Below are 20031 nucleotides of genomic sequence, written 5' to 3'. Positions count from 1 at the left end.
GAAGATGTACTGCGCATCCATCAAACCCATCCGCAAGCGGGTCACCGCCCCCCTGATCGCACTCGCGCTCGCCGGTCTGTCGCCGGTCGCGCACGCCAATTTCATCGATCTCACGACCAACGTCGATTTCAGCACCTGGACCTTGGTGGGCGATGCCACTGCATTCAACAACGATCTTGGCGATGCAACGGACAGCTATGCGCAGCTCAATCGCGGCATCGGCGGCGGATCGGTCGGTGGGGCGTTCGCGCCGGGGCCGTTCATTGTCGATTTCAATGCGCCGTTCGAGGTTTCGTTCCGGTTCTTTGTCGCGCATTCCGGAGGCGTCGATGGCGAGGGCAACCCGGTGGGTGTGCAAGGCGACGGCCTGACTTTCTTCATGACCGGCAGCACGCCTGCGCTCGGCACGGGCGGTTCCGACCTAGGGTACGGCGGCAGCGGCATGAACGGCTATGCGTTTGCCGTCGATACCTTCAATTTCGACAACGAACCGCACGCGGTCAGCGTGCAGATTCTGGGCGACGGCAGCAGCAGCCCCCTGGCATTCACGGAAACCGGCCTGCCCGACATCCAGCCGGCCGACTACTACCAGTGGTTCGGTACGGTGGGCTTCACGCCGTCGGGTGACGAGGACGAAACAGGCACGTTGTCCTTCGAAATCCTGCAGGCCTTCACCAGTCAGAGCTATCGCGTCGAGTGGTCCTCGGCCGACTGGAGTTCCGTCGCGACCGACCTGTATGACGACGAGTCGAACTTCCTCGGCCGCGGCATCTACATCGGCTTCACTGCCGGCAACGGTCTGGCCGACGACGCGCATTTCGTCGGATCGCTGACCGCCGCCCCGCCGATTCCCGAGCCCTCGACCTGGGCCATGCTGCTGGCCGGCCTTGGTTTGGCGGGATTCGCTGCCCGCGCCCGACGGAACTGAGCCGCCGGTCAGGTACCACCGCTGCCCGCACCGCCGGCCATGACGCCGACCGGCTGATGACCTGTGCGAGTGCGGACGTCGGGGCGGCAGGGCTGGACGTCGGCGGCGTCAGCGGCTTGCGGTTGCGCTGCGCGGCGAACCCGGATGCCGTGCAGCACGTAAGCCGGTGCCTCTGGGCATATTGAAGGTTGCAGCAACCCGGCGGCGCGGCGCGACCGCCGGCTTCCACGTCGCGGGACGGCAGGAAAAGTCGGTGTCGAAGCGGTTCAGGTAGTCGGTCATGGCGCCGATGCTCAGCAGGTGCTTGAGGTAGACACGCGCAAGTTTCGGCGGCCAGCCGCGGCGCGCCGGGTCGATGGCGGCAAGATCCGCTCGCGCAGGGTAATGACGCTGGGCGAACGCCCGGTAGGCGCGCCGAAAGCGCGGCGGCAAGGTGCATGCGGTGTCGCGCCAGGGCTTGTTCGGTCCTATGAAGTGCACCAGTTTCGGCTCCACCAGATCCGAGAAGAAGCGCGACGACCAGGTGTATTGCCAGTTCCACACCGGACTCAGTTCCGTCCAGTCGCCGTCGAGCGCAAGGTTGAGCAGCGACTGGTCGTGCCGCAGCACGGCTTCGGGCGACTTGGCGAGCACCTGCAGACAGCGCCCGAGTATGCGTTCCGACTGGTAGCGTTCGACGTCGATCAGCAGCATGCCCGAGTTGAAGTAAGGCGAGGCCGGCCGGCCGAGCGTGCGGTTCTCCGGGACGCGCCGCCCTGGCGTGCGCCATTGCACGTTGTCGCGCACCGCGCCGATGACCGCGCCGAGCAGGTCGATCTCGAGCAACTGATCGATGCCCGCGCTCATCGGCATGATGTCGCTGTCGAGGTAGAGGATGCGCCGGTAGCAGCCCGTGACCTCGCCGGGAATCAGCAATCGCAGGTAGGCCGCCGCGCCGTGTCGATCGGCCTGGGTGCCCGTGCGGAACGGGTTGCCGGGCGGCAATTTCATCAGCTTGAGTCCGGTGCCGAGCAACCCCGGTGGCAGCACGAGGTCATCCTGCGAGAACAGGCAGATGTCGAAGGTGCGGTCGGGGTGCAGCAACGCAATCTGTTCGGCCATGAAGAACGCGTAGGGCGCGTAGTTCGCGTCGCACGCCATGACCACGGCAGTGTCGTGCGGCACGCCCTGTCGGATGTCATGGTGCGTCATGCGGTGGCGGTCCGGAAAGCTGCCCGTCTGAGCGGGCGGATGGACACATCCTGAACGCGCGACATTAAGTGCCGCTTAACGCAAGGTCCGGCCGCACGGTGGGGCGTATCCGGAAAGGATGCCGACGTGCGCAGGCGCGGCCACGGCACCGGTTCGCCACCGTACAGACCCGGCACATCGCAGCTGCCATGCTGCAGCGGTCAAAGCGCCCGGTGGTCGGGCGCGCGTCCATCGCGGATGTCGTCGGGCGCCCTGTGGCGCAGTGACCCGGCATCCGCATGGCATTCACAGAAAAGGGCCGTCATGACATCCATCATCGCCGGGCGCCTGCAGCGCCAGGACCAGGTTGAACTCGCCATCACCGAACTGCTGGCCGCGGGCTTCCCGCGCGACGGCATCAGTGCCTTCTATGTCAATCCGGCCGGGCAGCACGATCTGTATCCGGTCGGCGGCGACCGCGACGAATCACCCGGTGCAACCGAAGCCGACGAGGGCCTGCTGCGCGGCGCGGCCACCGGTGGTGCCATCGGTGCCGCCGTGGGCGTGGCCGGCATCGCCGTGATGGGACCGGTAAGTTCGGTCCTCGGCGCGGCAGTCGGTGCGCATATCGGCACGCTGGTGGGCAGCCTTTCGCAGATGAAGGAGGGCGGCGAGGACGAGGCCGGTACCGATAACGCGCTGCCGCAGCGTGAATCCGGGATGGTGGTGGCCGTGGCGATGAACGGGCAGGGCACCGAGGCACAGGTGATCGCCATCCTCGAGGCGCTCGGTGCCGACCAGATCGAACGCGCCGACGGCACGATCGCCGCCGGCGACTGGGACGACTTCGACCCGCGCGACACGCCGAACCTCATCCGGCACCCGGAGTGAATTCGTGCGGATGGACGCGCAACGCCCGCCGTGGACCGGCGCCCGCGAAGACCGGGTGCGCTCCGCGTAGGAGCGGACCCTGTCCGCGATCCGCACGTTGATCGTGCGCCGTCGCGTGCTTTGAGACCGGATCGCCTGCAGGGGCGGAGCGGGGGGGTCGGCGAGCACGGCTCGCCGCCCGTGGAGCCGGTCGGCCATGCAGGGCCGACCGTGGGACGGCTCCTACGAAAACCGCGACTGTGCTGCCCTTCGCAAGAGCCAATCCGTCCGCGCTGGCGACACCGCGCGCCTGAACTCGTGCATCGTCCCGGCTTCCGGCAACATGGCACTTCACTTCCCGCCCCACACTTCCTTCAGCCGCGCATCGCGGCCGCAGCTCCAGCGGTAATACTGGTAGCGCGCCGGGTTCTTCTTGTAATAGTCCTGGTGATAGTCCTCGGCCGGGTAGAAGGTGCTCGCCGTGTTGATTTCGGTGACGATGGGCGCCTTGAAGGGCTTGGTCTTTTCCAGTTCGGCCAGCGAGCGCCGCGCGGCGTCGAGCTGCGCGGCGTCATGCGCGAAGATGGCACTGCGATAGGAGTGGCCCGCGTCACAGAACTGGCGGTCTTTCGTGGTCGGATCGATGCTGCGCCAGAAATGGGCCAGCAGCTGTTCGTAGCTCACCTTCGCCGGGTCGTATTCGATCAGCACCGCTTCGGCGTGGCCGGTGGTGTCGGACGACACCGTCTTGTAGGTCGGGTTGGGGGTCTTGCCGCCGGTGTAGCCCGAGGTGGTCGACAGCACGCCCGGCACCTTGTCGAAATCGACCTCGACGCACCAGAAGCAGCCGCCCGCAAAAGTGGCTTTCGCAACCGCCGGCTGAGCGGCCGGTGCAGCGGCAGGCGCCTGCGCGAACACGACCGCGCACAGCGCGGCGCCGGCCAGTGCGCCGATCAGCTGTTTCGTCATGGCGCTCACGTCTCGGCCGGCGCGAAACGCAGCGCGATGCCGTTGTTGCAGTAGCGCTTGCCGGTCGGCGCCGGGCCGTCGTCGAACACATGACCTTGATGGCCGCCGCAGCGCGCGCAGTGGTATTCGGTGCGCGGCAGGATGGCCTTGAAGTCGGTCTTGGTGCCGAGCGCACCGGGCAGCGCCGTGTGGAAGCTGGGCCAGCCGGTGCCGCTTTCGTATTTCGTGTCGGACGAAAACAGCGGCAGATCGCAGCCGGCGCAGTGATAGGTGCCGCGGCGCTTTTCCTCGTTCAGCGGGCTGCTGCGCGGACGCTCGGTGCCTTCATTGCGCAGCACCGCGTACTGGCCGGGCGACAGGCGCTTGCGCCATTCGGCGTCACTGAGCTTGAGCGGGGTGGGTGCGCCGCCGGTGGCGACAGCAGGTGCGTCGGCCGCGATCACGCGGGCGGCGAAGGCGCCGAGCGCGCCGGCTGCGATCACGCCCAGCCATTCGCGTCGGTTGATGTGTCGGTTCATGCAGAATCTCCTCGTAGGTATGCAGTGCGGCGCAGGGCGCCTCAGCGGACATGCCCGGGTCGGGCAGCCTCATGCAGGATCAGACCGGCAGGGCAGGGTCAGGCTTACAACGGCCGGCGGCATGGGTACGCATTGCGACACGCAGCCCATGCGATGTTCGGGCGGAAATGCGCCCTGCTGTGTCGGACAGTGCGGAGGGCCGCGAAATCCCGCGGTGTGAAAGAGGGTGCGAACCGGCGGCGGTGCGCGGGCGGCGGGACCAGGGCGTTGCCGCCGGTTGCGGCGCTCGCACAGGTCCCGGCATCCGCTGCCGGATCGGCTGCGACTTCAGTTGCGTCCGCTCAGCCGCCCCCTGCATTGCGTGCGCAGTGTGCGGCGCGTTCGAGCAGCAGTGTGCGCTCGCGCCCGTTCTGCGTCAGTGCCGCCGCGCGCCTGAACTCCGCTGCCGCCTCGTCCAGCCGGCCGAGCTTGTCCAGCAGATCGCCGCGCACGCCGGGCAGCAGGTGATAGTGACGCAGCGCCGGGTCATCGAGCAGCCGGTCGATGATGTCGAGCCCGGCTTGCGGCCCGAAGGCCATGGCCAGGGCGACGGCACGGTTCAGCTCGACCACCGGTGACGGCGCCCGCTCGGCCAGCGCGTCGTACAGCGCAGCGATGCGGCCCCAGTCGGTATCGGCGGCGGTGGCGGCGCGCGCGTGGCAGGCGGCGATGGCGGCCTGCAGCGCATACGGGCCGTAACCGTCGGGTGAAGCGGCGCGTTCGAGTGCCGCCAGGCCGCGCCGGATCAGGAGCCGGTCCCAGCGGTTGCGGTCCTGCGCCAGCAGCAGGATGGGCGCGCCGGCTGCATCGACGCGCGCATGCAGCCGCGACGACTGTATTTCCATCAGCGCCACCAGTCCGTGCACTTCAGGTTCGGCCGGCGCCAGCACGGCCAGGATGCGGCCCAGCCGCAGTGCCTCTTCGCACAGCGTCGGTCGCATCCAGTCGTCACCGGCAGTGGCCGAATAGCCTTCGTTGAAAATCAGGTAGATCACCTTCAGCACCGACGACAGCCGTTGCGCCAGTTCGGCCGGCGGCGGCAGTTCGAACGGTACGCGCGCCTCGGCCAGCGTGCGCTTGGCGCGCACGATGCGCTGGGCGATCGTCGCTTCCGGCATCAGGAAGGCGCGCGCGATGTCGGGCGTGCCCAGGCCGCCGATCAGGCGGAGTGTCAGCGCCACGCGCGCTTCGAGCGACAGCACCGGGTGGCAGGCGATGAACACCAGACGCAGCACGTCGTCGCCGAGCGGGTTGTCGACGGCCGCTTCGAGCGCGGCGTCGGGTGCCGGCGGTGCGCCATCCTGCAACTGCCCTTCGAGTTCGAACGCAATCTCGTCCGCCTTGCGTGCGTGCAGGGTGCGCTGGCGCAACAGGTCGATCGCGCGGTTCCTTGCCGCGGTCATCAGCCAGGCGGCCGGATTGTCGGGGATGCCTTTCGCCGGCCACTGTTCGAGCGCCGTCAGCAGCGCGTCCTGCGCCAGCTCTTCGGCCAGGCCGACGTCGCGCACCCGGCGCGCCAGCGCACCGACGATGCGCGCCGATTCGATGCGCCACACCGCATCGAGCGTGCGGTGGATGTCGGGCGCGCTCATCGGCCGCGCCTGTGCGTCATGAAGCGCCGGCGTCCATCGCGCGGAAGCGGTCGATCGCCTCGCCCGGCGCGAAGTCGTCCAGCTCGAACAGCTGCCTCACTTCTATTTCGGCGTCGACGCCTTCGCCGGCCGGGTTCGGAAAGCGGCGCGTCCATTCCAGCGCTTCTTCGCGGCTGTTCACCTGGATGAGCGTGTAGCCGGCGATCATGTCCGCGCGCTCGGTGAACGGTCCGTCGGTCACGCTGCGCGCGCTGCCGCGGTAGCGGATGCGCCAGCCGTCGGCGCTCGGCTTCAGGCCGGAGGCGTCGAGCAGCACACCCGCCCGCATGAGCGCTTCGTGATAGCCGGCCATCGCGGCCAGCAGCGGTTCTTCGGGCATCACGCCGGCTTCGGTGTCGCGCGTGGCCTTGACGATGATCATGTAGCGCATGGCGGGCTTCCCCTGCGGTTGCGTGCGAATGCGACGGACGGACAGCGCACGGGCGGCCCTGCGCCGTCGCGTGCGTCACTCATCCTTTGTAACTCATCCCTTTTTCACTCAGCCTTCTTCACTCAGCCTTTTTCGAAGCACGGCCCGACGCCGCGCACTTCCACCGTCGACCAGGTGGCGGCCGGGCAGGCGCGCGCGATGTCGATCGCTTCCTGCCGGTTGTCGGTGGCCAGCAGGAAGAAGCCGCCGACCATTTCCTTGGCTTCGGCGAACGGCCCGTCGACCACGCTGGTGCGGCCTTCGCGCGTCTCCACGCGCGCGCCGGACGCGGTGGAGTGCAGCGATTCGCTGGCGATCAGCAGGCCGCGTGCCTGCAGGTCGGCGCCGAAACGCATCATGCTGTCGTACAGCGCGCGGCCTTCTTCTTCGGTGCGTTCGGCGCGCTGGCCGACCGGTTCGACGATCAACAACATGTGCGGCATGGTGTGCTCCTTCTTCGGGACCGGCGGTGCCGGTCGGTTGGATGAACGGGATACCGCTCCCCAGTGCGATCTCACTGGCCGCCCGGGTTGCCCGCATCGGTGCTGCACATCGCCCGCACCGCGGCCTGCAGTTCGTCCGGGCTGACGTCGCGCAGGTGGGTGGCGACCGACCACTCGTGTCCGAACGGGTCTTTCAGCTTGCCGTAGCGGTCGCCCCAGAACGCATCGTCGACCGGCATCGTGACGGTTGCACCGGCCGCCACTGCGCGGGCGACGACGGCGTCCACGTCGGCGACCTGCAGGTGCAGCGTGACCGGCGAGCCGCCCAGGTGAGTCGGGTCGAACAGGCCGCAGCCGGCAAAGGCATCGACCAGCATGACCGTCGAATCGCCGATGCGGATGGCGGCATGGATGATGTTGCCCTGCGGCGCGGCGAGGCGCATCTGTTCCTCTGCGCCGAAAGCGGACCGGTAGAAGGCGATGGCCGCGGCGGCGTCGGCGCAGACCAGATGCGGGGTGACGGTGTGCATGCCGTCGGGGATGGGCTTGATGTGGGACATGGTCGGGTTCTCCTGGGCAGGTGTCGGGCGCCCCGAAAGCGGGCGCTGCACCCTGACGACGAAACAGGCCGCGCCGGATCGACACGATACGCCCGCTTTTTCCGGCGAACGTCGGCCTGCCCGGCGCGGACCCGGTTCAGCCCCGGCGGTCAGGCGTCGGGAACAGCGCCTGGCCCATCGGCTGATAGCGCTGGGTGCAGTTGCGACCGCGGGCCTTGGCCTGATACATCGCCTCGTCGGCCCGCTGCAGCAGCGGTTCGGCCTCGTCCGCATCGTCCGGGAACGCCGCGATGCCGATGCTGGCGGTGACGATCGCGTGCTGGTCCGCGCCGAGCGAGAACGGCCGGGCCAGCTCTGCCGACACCCGTGCGATCACCGCTTCGTGTTCGTCGGCCTCTTCCATGTCGGTCAGCATCAGCACGAATTCGTCGCCGCCGAGCCGGCACACCGTGTCGTTCGTGCGCACGCAGCCGAGCAGCCGCGCGGCGACCTGCTGCAGCAGCAGGTCGCCCGCGGCATGACCCCAGCGGTCATTGACCGGTTTGAAGCCGTCCAGATCGAGGTAGCACAGCATCAACGGCCGCCGCGAGCGTCGAGCCTGACTGACGGCCTGGATCAGGCGGTCGTTCAGCAGACGGCGATTCGGCAGGCCGGTCAGGTCGTCGTGCAGCGAAAGGTATTCGGAGCTTTCCTGCGATTTCCGCAGCTGCGTGATGTCGGCGAAGATCCACAGCCATTCCTTGTGGTTGGCCGACATGCGGGTGCCGCTGGCGTCGATCCAGATGCGCCCGCCGTCCTTGCGCACCATCTCGAACTGCAGGCGGAACACGTCGCCCGCGCCGGCATGGGAATACACCTGATGCCCGAATACATCGAATGCCTTGTCATCGGCATACAGCTGTCGTGTGTTCCGGCCGGTCAGTTCGCCGGTCCCGTAGCCGAAGATGCGGTGCGTCGCCCGGTTGGCCCAGATGATCCGCCGGTCGCGCAGCTTCACGATGCCGACCAGATCGTTGTCGAGCATCGCATCCTGCTCGCGCGCCAGCTGGCGCAGCGCCTGTCGCGCCTCGCTCAGTTCGGTGATGTCGAACATGACCGACCGGCTCATCAGGAATTGTCCGTCGGCCCCGGTCACGGCGGTGGCGCTGGCATTGACACGGCGCAGGTCGCCGTCGAGGCTGACGAGGTCGAAGTCCAGATTGCTGACGGCGCCGCTGGCCTTGAACTTCTGGAAGGTTTCGGCGAAAAGCACCTGGCCTTCCGGGGTCAGCACATCGGGCAGCTTCAGTTTGCCGATGACGTCGCCGCGGGTGCGTCCGAGCCAGTTCAGCCCGGTTTCGTTCATGCGCAGGATGGTGCCGTCGGCCGACAGGGAGTAATAGGCACACGGCGCGTACTCGTACAGGTCGCGCAATTCGTTCAATGACTCAGCGAGCCGGGCCTCGAGGCGTTTGCGCTCGGTGATGTCGCGCCCCACGCTCTGCACCTCCAGCAGCGCGCCGCGGTCGTCGAAAAAAGCGTGGTTGGCGAACTGCGCCCAATGCACGCTGCCGTCGGCGACGAATACCCGGTTTTCGATGACGACCACCGGGGTGTCCGGCGACAGCCGGGCCAGTTCGCGTTCGATGTGCGGCAGGTCTTCGGGCACCACACGCGGGTGCCATTTGCCGCGCAAGATGTCGTCCGATGACGCGCCGAAGTAGCGGCAGTAGGCATCGTTGACATAGAGCACCTGACCGTCCGTCCTGAAGCGGCAGATGAAGTCGGTCTGGCCTTCGACGATGGCCTGATAACGGCCTTCGTTCAGTGCAAGCGCGTCCAGCGTCTTGCGGGTGGCGGCACTCGCCGACTGCAGCTTGACCACGACCAGTCCGATCAGCGCACTGGTCGCCGAAAACACCAGCAGCGACACGATGCCGTTCTGGCTGATGCCGAAACTCGAGTACGGCTGCGAAAAGAAGTAGACGCCGGCGATTCCGCCGAGCACCACATTCAGCACGCCCGGCCCCGGGCCGCACAGGTAGAAGGCGACGACGACGCCCCAGTAGAACGTCAGATAGACCAGCCCCGCGTCGACCGGCAGCAGCACGAGACGCAGCAGCGTGGCGAGCGCGACGAAGACCATCGACAGCAAGATGCGCGCCGTGAGCGGCAGGCGCGTGTGCAGGCTGTCAAGGGCAGGCATCGGTTTCGGTAAGACTGAAGATGAGGGGACCAATTGACATGATGCCAAGCTGTGCGGGCTTGTGCACACCGTTCAAGGCTTGAAGACATCAAATTGTGATTCCTGCGCAACGCCCTTCACGGGTTCGGCGCCGGTGTCGGCACAGGTGTCGATGGGCGGCGGCCGGACCGGGTGGATGGCGCCGCCGCATATATATAAGTGCGCGACAGAGCGTCGGCCTGTGGGAGCGGCGATCCACTGCCGGCCCTGCATGGCCGGCCGGCTCTGCGGGCGGCGAGCAGTGCTCGCCGAAACCCCCGCTCCGCCCTCGCCGCGACTGGCACCGACCCTGTGGGAGGGGCGGCCTCGCCGCGATCAGTGTCGCGATGGTCGTTGTGCAGCGTGCGTATCGCGGCGAGGCCGCCTCTCTCAAAGGCAAGTGCTCCCACAGGCAAGTGCCCAAACAAGCAGTGCCCGAAAAAGCAGTGCCCCCACAAGCCTTCAGGGGCGCCGTTCGCGATCAGTACTTGAAATTGCAACATCGAGCCCCTATTATTAGCACTCGTTGGCAGTGAGTGCTAACAAAGCGGTGTGCAAGGCGCGCCGCCCAGATATCGACCATCTCGCGACTTTGTCGCGATTTATTTTTCAAGGAGTCATTGCATGAAAATCCGTCCGTTGCACGACCGTGTGCTGGTCAAGCGTCTGGAAGAAGAGCGCAAGACCGCCTCGGGCATCGTGATTCCCGATGCCGCTGCAGAGAAGCCGGATCAGGGCGAAATCATCGCCGTCGGCGCAGGCAAGATTCTCGAAGACGGCAAGATCCGCCCGCTGGCAGTCAAGGCAGGCGACCGCGTGTTGTTCGGCAAGTACTCGGGCCAGACCGTCAAGGTCGATGGCGAAGAACTGCTGGTCATGCGCGAAGAAGACATCATGGGCGTGGTCGAGGCCTGATCGCCTCCTGCAACCTGAATCTTTCAAACTTTCAAGGAGTTGAACATGGCTGCAAAAGAAGTACGTTTTGGTGATTCCGCCCGTGAGCGGATGGTGACCGGTGTCAATATTCTGGCCAATGCCGTCAAGGTGACGCTGGGCCCGAAGGGTCGCAATGTGGTGCTCGAGCGTTCGTTCGGCGCCCCGACCGTGACCAAGGACGGTGTGTCGGTCGCCAAGGAAATCGAACTGAAGGACAAGTTCGAGAACATGGGCGCGCAGATGGTCAAGGAAGTCGCTTCCAAGACCTCGGACGTCGCCGGTGACGGCACCACGACCGCCACCGTGCTGGCCCAAGCCATCGTTCGCGAAGGCATGAAGTACGTGGCTGCCGGTATGAACCCGATGGACCTGAAGCGCGGCATCGACAAGGCCGTCACGGGCATTATCGAAGAGCTGAAGAAGATTTCGAAGCCCTGCTCGACCACCAAGGAAATCGCCCAGGTCGGCTCGATCTCGGCCAATTCCGACACGTCGGTCGGCGAGCGCATCGCCGAGGCGATGGACAAGGTCGGCAAGGAAGGCGTCATCACCGTCGAAGACGGCAAGAGCCTGAACGACGAGCTGGAAGTGGTCGAAGGCATGCAGTTCGACCGCGGCTACCTGTCGCCGTACTTCATCAACAACCCGGATCGCCAGATCGCCGTGCTGGAAAGCCCGCTGGTCCTGCTGCACGACAAGAAGATCAGCAACATCCGCGATCTGCTGCCGATCCTGGAACAGGTCGCCAAGGCCGGTCGTCCGCTGCTGATCATTGCCGAAGACATCGAAGGCGAAGCGCTGGCAACCCTGGTGGTGAACAACATCCGCGGCATCCTGAAGACCGTCGCCGTCAAGGCACCGGGCTTCGGCGACCGTCGCAAGGCCATGCTGGAAGACATCGCCATCCTGACCGGCGGCACCGTGATTGCCGAAGAAGTCGGGCTCACGCTCGAAAAGGCCACGCTGCAGGATCTGGGTCAGGCCAAGCGCATCGAAGTGGGCAAGGAAGAAACGACCATCATCGACGGCGCCGGCACGGAAGACGCGATCAAGGCCCGTGTTGCCAACATCAACACGCAAGTCGAAGCCGCCACGTCCGACTACGACCGTGAAAAGCTGCAGGAACGCAAGGCCAAGCTGGCCGGCGGTGTTGCGCTGATCAAGGTCGGTGCTGCGACCGAGTTCGAAATGAAGGAAAAGAAGGCCCGCGTCGAAGATGCGCTGCACGCCACGCGTGCTGCCGTCGAAGAAGGCATCGTGGCCGGCGGCGGTGTTGCGCTGGTGCGCGCACTGCAGAACCTGGGCAACCTGAAGGGCGCCAACGCCGATCAGGACGCAGGTATCAAGCTGATCATGCGTGCCGTCGAAGAGCCGCTGCGCCAGATCGTCGCCAACGCCGGTGAAGAGCCGAGCGTCGTGGTGAACAACGTGAAGGAAGGCAAGGGCAACTACGGCTACAACGCGGCCACCGGCGAGTACGGCGATATGGTCGAGATGGGCGTGCTGGACCCGACCAAGGTCACGCGCACCGCGCTGCAGAACGCCGCATCGGTTGCTTCGCTGATGCTCACCACAGACTGCATGGTGGCCGAGCTGGCCGAAGAAAAGCCGGCTGGCGGCGGCATGCCGGGCGGTATGGGCGGCATGGGCGGCATGGGCATGGACATGTAATGTCCGACGCGGCCACCGTAAGGTGGCTGCACCCGGTCACCCGACTCCGAAAAAACCCGCGCGAGCGGGTTTTTTCGTTAACAATCGGTCTGGGCCAGGCGTGTGGACGGCACTATCGTTCCGGACGAAGGGCCGGGCCTGGAACGGATTCGGGAGAAATACGGGAAACGACGAAGGAAAGAAAAGGTGGCGGAGGATGCCCCGTGCAGGGAAATGGGGCACCCTCCGGAGCGGGTGCCGGCGTGCCGGTTGCGCCCCCGAAGACCAAAAGACGGAGAACTGCAGAATATTCAGGTGGGCTTACATCTGCCTTACACTTGAATGACCAATGCAGTCACGCGCTCATCGAGGAGGCGGCCGCGAGGCCGTAGGCGACATGCACATACTGCTAGCAGAAGACGATCCGGTCATATCCGACGCCGTGGTACGTGCGCTCAAGCGCGCCGGCTACGCGGTGGACAGCGTGGCCAATGGCAGCGAAGCCGACGCCGTGCTGCACGGTCAGGGCTTCGATCTCGCCATCATCGACCTCGGCCTGCCGCGCCTGTCCGGCATCGAGGTGATCAAGCGCATGCGGGCGCGCAAGTGCACCGTGCCCATCCTGATCCTCACGGCGCAGGACGGCATCGATGACCGCGTGCGCGGACTCGACGCCGGCGCCGACGACTACATGTGCAAGCCGTTCGCGCTGCCCGAACTCGAAGCGCGCGTGCGCGCGCTGACCCGGCGCGGCACCGGCATGCCGACGCGCATCGAGGTCGGCCCGCTGGCCTACGATCAGGCCGACCACGTCGCCAGCGTCAACGGGCAGGCCATCGAGCTGTCGGCGCGCGAAACGGCGCTGCTCGAAGTGCTGCTGCTGCGCGCCGGCCGGCTGGTGAACAAGGAACAGCTGGTCGACCACCTGTGCGGCTGGGGCGAAGAGGTCAGCAACAACGCGATCGAGGTGTACGTCCATCGGCTGCGCAAGAAGATCGAGCACAGCGGCCTGCGCATCGTGACGCTGCGCGGCCTCGGCTACTGCCTGGAACGACCGGATGCCGTCGCGTGAAAAGCTGAGGCAGCGCCGCAACAAGGCCGACGAGAGGGCGGCCGGCGAACACAACTCGCTGTTCGGCGAAATCCTCGACTGGATGCTCGCGCCACTGATGTTCGTGTGGCCGATCAGCATCGCCATCATCCACAACGTGGCCGACGACATCGCTCACGCGCCGTACGACAAGGTGCTCGGCGACAGCGTCTATGAACTGAGCCGCCAGGTACGCTCGACGCCGGTCGGCGCCGCGCTGGTCAAGCCGCCGCAGATGCGCGACCTGTTCCACATCGACGGCGAAGACATCATCTACTACCAGGTGCTCGACGGCAGCGGCCGCCTGCTGGCGGGCGACGCCGAAATTCCCGACGTGCCGCAGCACCTGCCGTGGAAAGCCGGCGAACTGTATTTCCGAGAAGGCCGCGTGAACAACGAAGACGTGCGCATCGCCTACATGTTCCAGCCGGTCACCACCCTTCCGGATTCCTACGTGACCGTGCAGGTCGCCGAAACGCTGAACAAGCGCGAGGCGCTGACCTCGCGCATCCTGTCCGGCGTGCTGCTGCCGCAGTTCGTCATCATTCCGATCGCCGTGGTGCTGGTGTATTTCGGTCTGGCGCGCGGCTTGCGCCCGCTCAACCGGCTGCAGCGCATGATCGAAAAGCGCCGCCCGACCGACCTGTCGCCGATCGAAGTCCGGCGTGCGCCCGAAGAACTGCGGCCGCTCATCAGTGCGCTCAACGACATGATGCTGCGGCTCGAACTGAATCTGGCGGCGCAGCGACGCTTCATCGCCGACGCTGCGCACCAGATGCGCACCCCGCTGACCGGGCTCAAGAGCCAGGCCGAACTGGCGCTGCTGGAGAACGACCCGGCGCAGATCCGCGCCTGCATGGAGCAGATCTTCGTCAGCGCCACCAGCTCGGCCCACCTGATCAACCAGCTGCTCGCGCTGGCGCGCGCCGAATCCAGTACCGAAAAGGTGCATGTGGTCGAGCGGCTGGAACTGAACGGCCTGGTCGAACGGCTGGTGGCCGACTGGGTGCCGGCCGCCCGTCTGCGCCGCATCGACATCGGCTTCGAGCGCGCCCACGTGCCGTTGCATGTCGACGGCAATCCGGTGCTGCTGAACGAAATGTTCAAGAACCTGATCGACAACGCCATCAAGTACACACCGATCGGTGGCATGGTCACCGTGCGTCTGCGCGCCGACATCCGTGCGCTGTTCGAAGTCGAGGATTCCGGCCCCGGCGTGCCGCCCGAAGATCGTCAGCGCGTGTTCGAGCGCTTCTACCGCGTGCTCGGCACACAGGTCGAAGGCTCCGGCCTGGGGCTGCCCATCGTGCGCGAAATCGCCGAACTGCACCGCGCCGACGTCGAACTGCTCGACGCGCGCAGCGAGTCCGGCCTGCTGGTGCGCGTGTCCTTCCCGCGCGTCATGCCTGAAGCCGAAGCGCCGCGCGACGACGACGCACCGAGCTGGCACGCCGCCCCCGCAGGTGCCGGACGCCCGGCATGAGCGCCGGCGCCGATACGCTCGAATTCGCCCTGCGCGTCGTCGTCGTCCTGAAGGGGCTCAACGAGCTGCTGCTGCTCACCTTCATCGCCCAGGGCGCGCTGTGGCTGCTCGCCGGCAGCCAGCGCCAGCACAACCTGATCTACAACGCCTTCAACCTGGTCGGCGCGCGCATCCTCGCCCTCACCCGCCGCATCACCCCCCGCTTCGTGCCCGACCGCCACCTGCCGGCGGTCGCACTGTTCTGGCTGCTGTTCGCCGAACTGCTGCTCATCATCGCCAAGATCAGCCTCGTGCTCGAACTGCAGGCCCGCCCCGCCGCCTGAATACGCCAAACTCTTTGACACTGCCTGCCCGACGCATTACCATCGCGGCCTCGCGTGGCCTGGTAGCTCAGTTGGTAGAGCAGCGGATTGAAAATCCGCGTGTCGGTGGTTCGATTCCGCCCCAGGCCACCACGCACACAAGCCGGTTCCCGCTAACACGCGCGAACCGGCTTTTCTATAAAAGAGCTCGGATTTCTACAAAAGCTTGGGTAGCGTCAAGTAGCAGTATGAGGATGCGTGGCATTCAAGAACTGTGCCTGGCTTGCCTCGACCGTATCGCGCGGTCCGTACAACGCCCGCCGTGTCCTTGCGCCGCGCTACATTTAGTCAACTCCGACTTCAACAACGCGCATCGTCAACCCGCTGGACGCGGCCCCTCCTGCTCAGGCACGGCGCCGTCTTCGCCCAGCAGCAGCAGCACCTGATCGAACGCCAGCCGGCCCAGCGCCGCCTCTACGACATCGAATCGGTCACGGCCCAGCGTGGCCCGAAGCGCCGGCGCCAGATGCTCGAACTGGGCCAGTGCATTCAGGTCGTTCGCCTGCAACTGCGCCCGCCACAGCACGAAGGCAGCGTCGTCACACGGCAGCGCCACGGCCGGCACTGCGGCCTGGGTCTGTACTTCGCGCTGCTGGCGGGCCGCGGTGCGCCAGTTCGCGCTGGCGTCGAACAGCTGCTGCAGCGCCAGGGCGACATCCGCCACCGCCTGTGCCAGCGCATCCGGCGCGGCGGCGTGGCGCGCGGCGTCGTCGGCCACCATCGCCGCCTGCCGCAGGCGGTGGGCGCCGAGCAGGCCCGCGCTGCCCGCCAGCTTGTGCAGCCGTGCCGCCAAGGCGGCCTGCGCCATAGGTTCGCGCAGCGGGGGCGTGGGCTGCGCCAGATCGGAGAACTCGTCGTGCAGGCGATCGAGCAGGCGCGTGAAGAGGCGCAGGTCCCCCTCGAGCCGGCGGCAGACCTCGGCGCTGTCGATGCCCTCGATCGTGGGCCAGTCGGCCCGCGCGGCAGGCTCTGCAGCCTGGCCGGCCGCCGCCGCACGGGGCGCCAGCGGCAGCGGCCCGCCGCGGGCCTGCTCGACGAGCCGGTGCAGCAGGCCGACCAGCGCCTGCGGCTCGAAGGGCTTGCTGACGAAGCCGTCCATGCCGGCGTCCAGCGCGCGCTGGCGTTCGCTGAGCAGCGCGCCGGCGGTCAGCGCCACCAGCGGCAGCTGCTTGAGACCGAGCTCCCCGCGGATCTGCCGCGCTGCGGCCAGCCCATCGAGCACCGGCATCTGCACGTCCATCAGCACGATGTCCACCATGCCGGCGCTGTCCTGCCTGGCACGCAGCATCGCCACGGCCTCGGCGCCGTCGTGCGCCAACAGCACCTCGGCGCCTTCGCGAACCAGGATGCGCTGCGCCACTTCGCGGTTGATGTCGCTGTCGTCCACCACCAGCACGCGCACGCCCGGCAGCCGGGCCACGCCGGCCGCCTCGAGCGCACTGGCCAGCAGCACGCGCGTGCCGTCGCCGCTGCGCCGGGCCACCGCGGCGTACACCGCGTTGAACAGCGCCGAGGCCTCGATGGGCTTGCCCAGCAGTTCGTCGGCAAGGCCCACGTGCGGCGCCCGCGCCAGCGCGTCGCGCCCCTCCGCGCTGACCATCACCACGGCGGGTTCCTTGCCGGCTACCGCGTCTTCGTGCAGCGCCGCCAGGGCCTGCAGCCCGTCCAGGCCGGGCAGCCGCCAGTCGACGACCAGCGCTTCCGGCGGCAAGCCCTGGCGACGCCGCTCGCGCACGCGCTCGATCAGCGCCGGGCCGTCGCCCACCGCCTCCGTGCGCCAGCCCAGCCGCCGGCACAGGGCCAGCAGCGCCTCGCGCTGCTTGGCGTCGTCCTCCGCCACCAGCACCTCCACCGGTCGCGGGCCGGGCAGGTCCTCGGCATCGGCGCCAGCCGTTTCGAAGGGCAGCGTCACTTCGAAGCGGCTGCCCTCGCCCGGCGCGCTTTGCACCGTGATCTCGCCGCCCTGCATCGTCACCAGCCGCTTGACGATCGACAGCCCCAGCCCGGTGCCGCCAAAGCGCCGCGTGGTCGAGGCGTCGGCCTGCACGAAAGGCGTGAACAGGCGCTCCTGCACCTGCGGGCTCATGCCCATACCCGTGTCCTGCACGGTGAAGCGCAGTCGAAGCGGGTCGGTGTCGGCGTCGGCGGCGTCCACGGTCACCGTCAGGCGCACTTCGCCCTGGGGCGTGAATTTCAAGGCGTTGGACAGCAGGTTGGTCAGGATCTGGCGCAGCCGCGTGGCGTCGCCGCGCAGCCGCTGCGGCAGCGCCGCGGCCAGCACCGTGTGCACCCCGATGCCGCGCTGCGCGGCCTGCGGCCCGAACACGCCGGTGAGCTCATCGATCAAGCTTCGCGGGTCGAACACGACCTGCTCGATCTCCATCTCGCCGGCCTCGATCTTCGACAGGTCGAGCACGTCGTTGATGACCTCCATCAGCGCGCGGCCGGCGCTGTTGATCTTCCCCAGCAGGGCCTGCTGCTCGGCATCGAGCGAGGTCTGCTGCATCAGGTAGGACAGACCGATTACCGCGTTCATCGGCGTGCGGATCTCGTGGCTCATGTTCGCCAGGAAGCTCGTCTTGGCCTCGTTCGCGGCCTGGGCCTGCTGCGTGGCCACGCGCAGCGCCTCGTCGGCGGCGCGGCGCGCGGTCGCATCCTGGAACGCGCCGACCAGGCGCACCGCGCGGCCTTCGCTGAACTCGGCCGTGCCGGTGGCCCGCACCCAGCGTGCGTTGCCGAGCGCGGTGGTGAACGGCAGTTCCAGGTCCCAGGGCGTGCCGTCGGCCACGGCGCGGGCGATGGCCTGCTGCAGCACCGGCCGCACAGCAGGGTCGTAGAAGCTGATGGCGTTGTCCAGATTGGGCTGGAAGTCGGGCGCCACCTCGTGGATGGTTCGCGTCTGCGCCGACCAGGTCAGCTTGCCTGCCGCAATCTCGAGTTCCCAGCCGCCGACGCCAGCGATGCGGCCGGCGCGCTCCTGGAAGGCCTCGCTGCGCGCCAGGCGCTCGTTGCTGGCCTGCAGTGCGGCGGCGCGTTCCTGCAACGCTGTGGTCATCGCGTCGAAGGCCTGTGACAGCCGGCCCAGCTCGTCGCGGCCGCGGTAGTCGATGCGGCGGCCCAGATCGCCGCCCTGCACTGCCTGTGCGCCCCGCTGCAGCAGCGCCAGCGGGCGCAGCACGCGGCGTAACAGCACCCAGGCCAGCGCCAGCGTCAGCGCCAGCATCGCGCCTTGGGCGGCCAGGGCCTGGTTGCGCTGGCGCTGGCGGGCCGCGCCGCGGCGCTCGGTGACCTTGTGCAAGACCTCGAAGGCGCCGTCGCTGATGCGCCGCGTCTCGTTGAGCAGCTGGTCGGACAGGGTTTCGCGCCGCGCATCGGTGGCCGCCCCGGGCTGCGCGGTCTGCAGCTGCTGCAGGCCGTCGAACAGAGGCGGCAGGTTGGCGGCGACTTCGATCAGAGTCTCGACCTCGTCCTTCTGCAGCGCGCCGACCGCGGCGTAGTCCTTCATCGCTTCGTCGAGTTCACGCTGCACCGCGTTCCACTGCCGCACCGCGCGCGGGCTGGCGTGCAGCAGGTAGTCCTGCGTCAGCACCAGCAGGCCCGCAGCGTCGCGCGCAATCACCTCCATCGCCGCGCCCTGGCGATTCAGCGATGCGCCCTCGCGGGCATCGTCGGCCAGCGACAACGCGCGCAGGCCGACGATGCCCAGCGCCGCCACCACGCAACCCGTCAGCAAAACACGCAGCCGCATCGCGCTATTTCACCAGTGTCACCGCGCGGCGGTCCAGCGCGCGCAGCGGACCGGGGCGGATCCGGTCCAGGTAGTCGGGCATAGCCTTGTTTGCCACCACGCCTTCGCGTGCCGCCCAGCGCGACTCGGACTCCAGCGTCGTGACCAGGGTCTGCTCCAGCGTGATGCGGAAATCGTAGTCGGGCCACAGCGCGTCCACCACCGACGCGTCCAGCTTCAGTTGGCGCGCCAGCTGTGCGCGCGCCCGCGCCGGCTGCTCCTGGATCAGCGCGCAGGCCCGGCGCAACGCGCGCAACAGCCGGGTGGCGTCGTCGTCGCTGAGGCCCGGGGCCAGGCGGCCGACCAGGTTCATCGTCGCGGCATAGTAACGCGCGTCGGCCACCACCGCGCCCCGGGCCCCCAGCCGGCGGATGGCCTCCTGGGCCAGCGGCTGGTAGAGGCCGGCAGCGTCGATGTCGCCGGCCTCCAGCCGATCGACGATCTCGCCCGGCGCCAACGGCACCCGCGTCACCGTGGCCGGGTCTAGCGTGCCCAGTGCCAGCACCGAGTCCGCGAAGTAATGGCCGCTGGTACCCGTGAGGATGCCCAGGCGCCGGCCCTTCAGATCGGCCAGGCTGCGCACGCCGCGGTCGGCGCGGGCCAGCAGACGGTGTTCGCGTGAGGAGGTCATCGTGCCCAGGATTTCGAAGCGCGCGCCGGCATGCGCGGCGAAGACGATCGGCGTGTCGGCCACGGTCGCGGCATCGGCCTCGCCATCCGTCAGGTGCTGCAGGCAGCGGCGGCCGTTGATGCAATGGATGACCTTGAGGTCCAGGCCCTCGGCCGCGAAGTAGCCCTCGGCCTCGGCCAGCAGCGCCGGCGCGAACGCCGGCAGGTCGGCGATGGCCAGCGTCAGCGGCGCCGCCGGTGCGGCGATGGCCGCCAGGCACAATGCAGCGGCCGTCACCGCATGGCGCAGCGCAGCGAGCAGGCGGCAGGGCATCGGCATGGGCAGATTCATC

17 protein-coding genes and 1 tRNA gene are annotated in these 20031 nt (G+C 67.8%); 8 read left to right on the top strand and 10 right to left on the bottom strand.

From position 1 onward, the window contains the following. Positions 1-4 precede the first annotated feature (4 nt). Positions 5-928, top strand: a complete 924-nt coding sequence (locus ACTIFF_RS04030; protein WP_439535667.1) for a PEPxxWA-CTERM sorting domain-containing protein — start codon at positions 5-7, stop codon at positions 926-928. A 108-nt stretch (positions 929-1036) separates the two neighbouring features. Here ACTIFF_RS04030 and ACTIFF_RS04025 read toward each other — a convergent pair whose 3' ends face one another. Then, positions 1037-2119, bottom strand: a complete 1083-nt coding sequence (locus ACTIFF_RS04025; RefSeq protein ID WP_439535666.1) for a glycosyltransferase family 8 protein — start codon at positions 2117-2119, stop codon at positions 1037-1039. Positions 2120-2422: 303 nt separating this feature from the next. On the opposite strand from ACTIFF_RS04025, the gene ACTIFF_RS04020 reads away from it, so the two are divergent. Next, entirely contained in the window at positions 2423-2989 is a 567-nt protein-coding gene (locus tag ACTIFF_RS04020) for a hypothetical protein (RefSeq protein WP_439535665.1), read from the top strand. A gap of 330 nt (positions 2990-3319) precedes the next feature. Here the strand turns inward: ACTIFF_RS04020 and msrA are convergent, their stop codons facing one another. The 7 genes from msrA to ACTIFF_RS03985 form a co-directional block, all read right to left on the bottom strand. After that, positions 3320-3937, bottom strand: coding sequence for a peptide-methionine (S)-S-oxide reductase MsrA (msrA, locus tag ACTIFF_RS04015; RefSeq protein ID WP_439535664.1), 618 nt, complete (start codon positions 3935-3937; stop codon positions 3320-3322). Between the two features lie 5 nt (positions 3938-3942). Next, positions 3943-4443, bottom strand: coding sequence for a peptide-methionine (R)-S-oxide reductase MsrB (gene msrB, locus ACTIFF_RS04010; protein WP_439535773.1), 501 nt, complete (start codon positions 4441-4443; stop codon positions 3943-3945). Between the two features lie 353 nt (positions 4444-4796). Further along, complete coding sequence (locus ACTIFF_RS04005) at positions 4797-6086, bottom strand: RNA polymerase sigma factor (protein ID WP_439535663.1); 1290 nt, start codon at positions 6084-6086, stop codon at positions 4797-4799. 16 nt (positions 6087-6102) lie between these two features. After that, positions 6103-6516, bottom strand: a complete 414-nt coding sequence (locus tag ACTIFF_RS04000) for a YciI family protein (RefSeq protein WP_439535662.1) — start codon at positions 6514-6516, stop codon at positions 6103-6105. Positions 6517-6638: 122 nt separating this feature from the next. Next, positions 6639-6998 (bottom strand): YciI family protein, encoded by a 360-nt coding sequence (locus ACTIFF_RS03995; RefSeq protein ID WP_439535661.1) that lies wholly within the window; start codon positions 6996-6998, stop codon positions 6639-6641. A 71-nt stretch (positions 6999-7069) separates the two neighbouring features. After that, positions 7070-7558 (bottom strand): VOC family protein, encoded by a 489-nt coding sequence (locus ACTIFF_RS03990; RefSeq protein WP_439535660.1) that lies wholly within the window; start codon positions 7556-7558, stop codon positions 7070-7072. A 136-nt stretch (positions 7559-7694) separates the two neighbouring features. Continuing rightward, positions 7695-9743, bottom strand: a complete 2049-nt coding sequence (locus ACTIFF_RS03985) for a diguanylate cyclase domain-containing protein (RefSeq protein ID WP_439535659.1) — start codon at positions 9741-9743, stop codon at positions 7695-7697. Positions 9744-10385: 642 nt separating this feature from the next. Between ACTIFF_RS03985 and groES the strand changes: the two genes are divergently transcribed. The 6 genes from groES to ACTIFF_RS03955 all read left to right on the top strand — a co-directional run bounded on the left by groES (position 10386) and on the right by ACTIFF_RS03955 (position 15375). Beyond that, entirely contained in the window at positions 10386-10676 is a 291-nt protein-coding gene (gene groES, locus ACTIFF_RS03980) for a co-chaperone GroES (protein WP_069038271.1), read from the top strand. Positions 10677-10721: 45 nt separating this feature from the next. Then, positions 10722-12368, top strand: coding sequence for a chaperonin GroEL (gene groL, locus ACTIFF_RS03975; RefSeq protein WP_439535658.1), 1647 nt, complete (start codon positions 10722-10724; stop codon positions 12366-12368). A 376-nt stretch (positions 12369-12744) separates the two neighbouring features. Beyond that, positions 12745-13419, top strand: a complete 675-nt coding sequence (locus ACTIFF_RS03970; protein ID WP_257092676.1) for a response regulator transcription factor — start codon at positions 12745-12747, stop codon at positions 13417-13419. After that, on the top strand, positions 13406-14920 hold the full coding sequence (locus ACTIFF_RS03965) for a sensor histidine kinase N-terminal domain-containing protein (protein WP_439535657.1): 1515 nt from the start codon (positions 13406-13408) through the stop codon (positions 14918-14920). The genes ACTIFF_RS03970 and ACTIFF_RS03965 overlap by 14 nt, the downstream gene beginning before the upstream one ends. Then, complete coding sequence (locus ACTIFF_RS03960) at positions 14917-15243, top strand: hypothetical protein (protein ID WP_439535656.1); 327 nt, start codon at positions 14917-14919, stop codon at positions 15241-15243. The genes ACTIFF_RS03965 and ACTIFF_RS03960 overlap by 4 nt, the downstream gene beginning before the upstream one ends. 56 nt (positions 15244-15299) lie before the next feature. Continuing rightward, a tRNA-Phe gene (locus ACTIFF_RS03955) sits at positions 15300-15375 on the top strand. Positions 15376-15598: 223 nt separating this feature from the next. On the opposite strand, the gene ACTIFF_RS03950 is transcribed toward ACTIFF_RS03955, so the two are convergent. Both ACTIFF_RS03950 and ACTIFF_RS03945 read right to left on the bottom strand, forming a co-directional pair. Beyond that, positions 15599-19030 carry a response regulator gene (locus tag ACTIFF_RS03950; protein ID WP_439535655.1) on the bottom strand — a complete coding sequence of 1144 codons (3432 nt, stop codon included), beginning with the start codon at positions 19028-19030 and terminating at the stop codon, positions 15599-15601. Positions 19031-19034: 4 nt separating this feature from the next. After that, positions 19035-20030, bottom strand: a complete 996-nt coding sequence (locus ACTIFF_RS03945) for an ABC transporter substrate-binding protein (protein WP_439535654.1) — start codon at positions 20028-20030, stop codon at positions 19035-19037. Position 20031 lies beyond the last annotated feature (1 nt).

It is taken from the genome of Methyloversatilis sp., assembly GCF_051861465.1.
Taxonomy (GTDB): Bacteria; Pseudomonadota; Gammaproteobacteria; order Burkholderiales; family Rhodocyclaceae; genus Methyloversatilis.
Note: the sequence above shows the minus strand (reverse complement) of the source record. Positions and strands in the feature narration are given on the sequence as shown.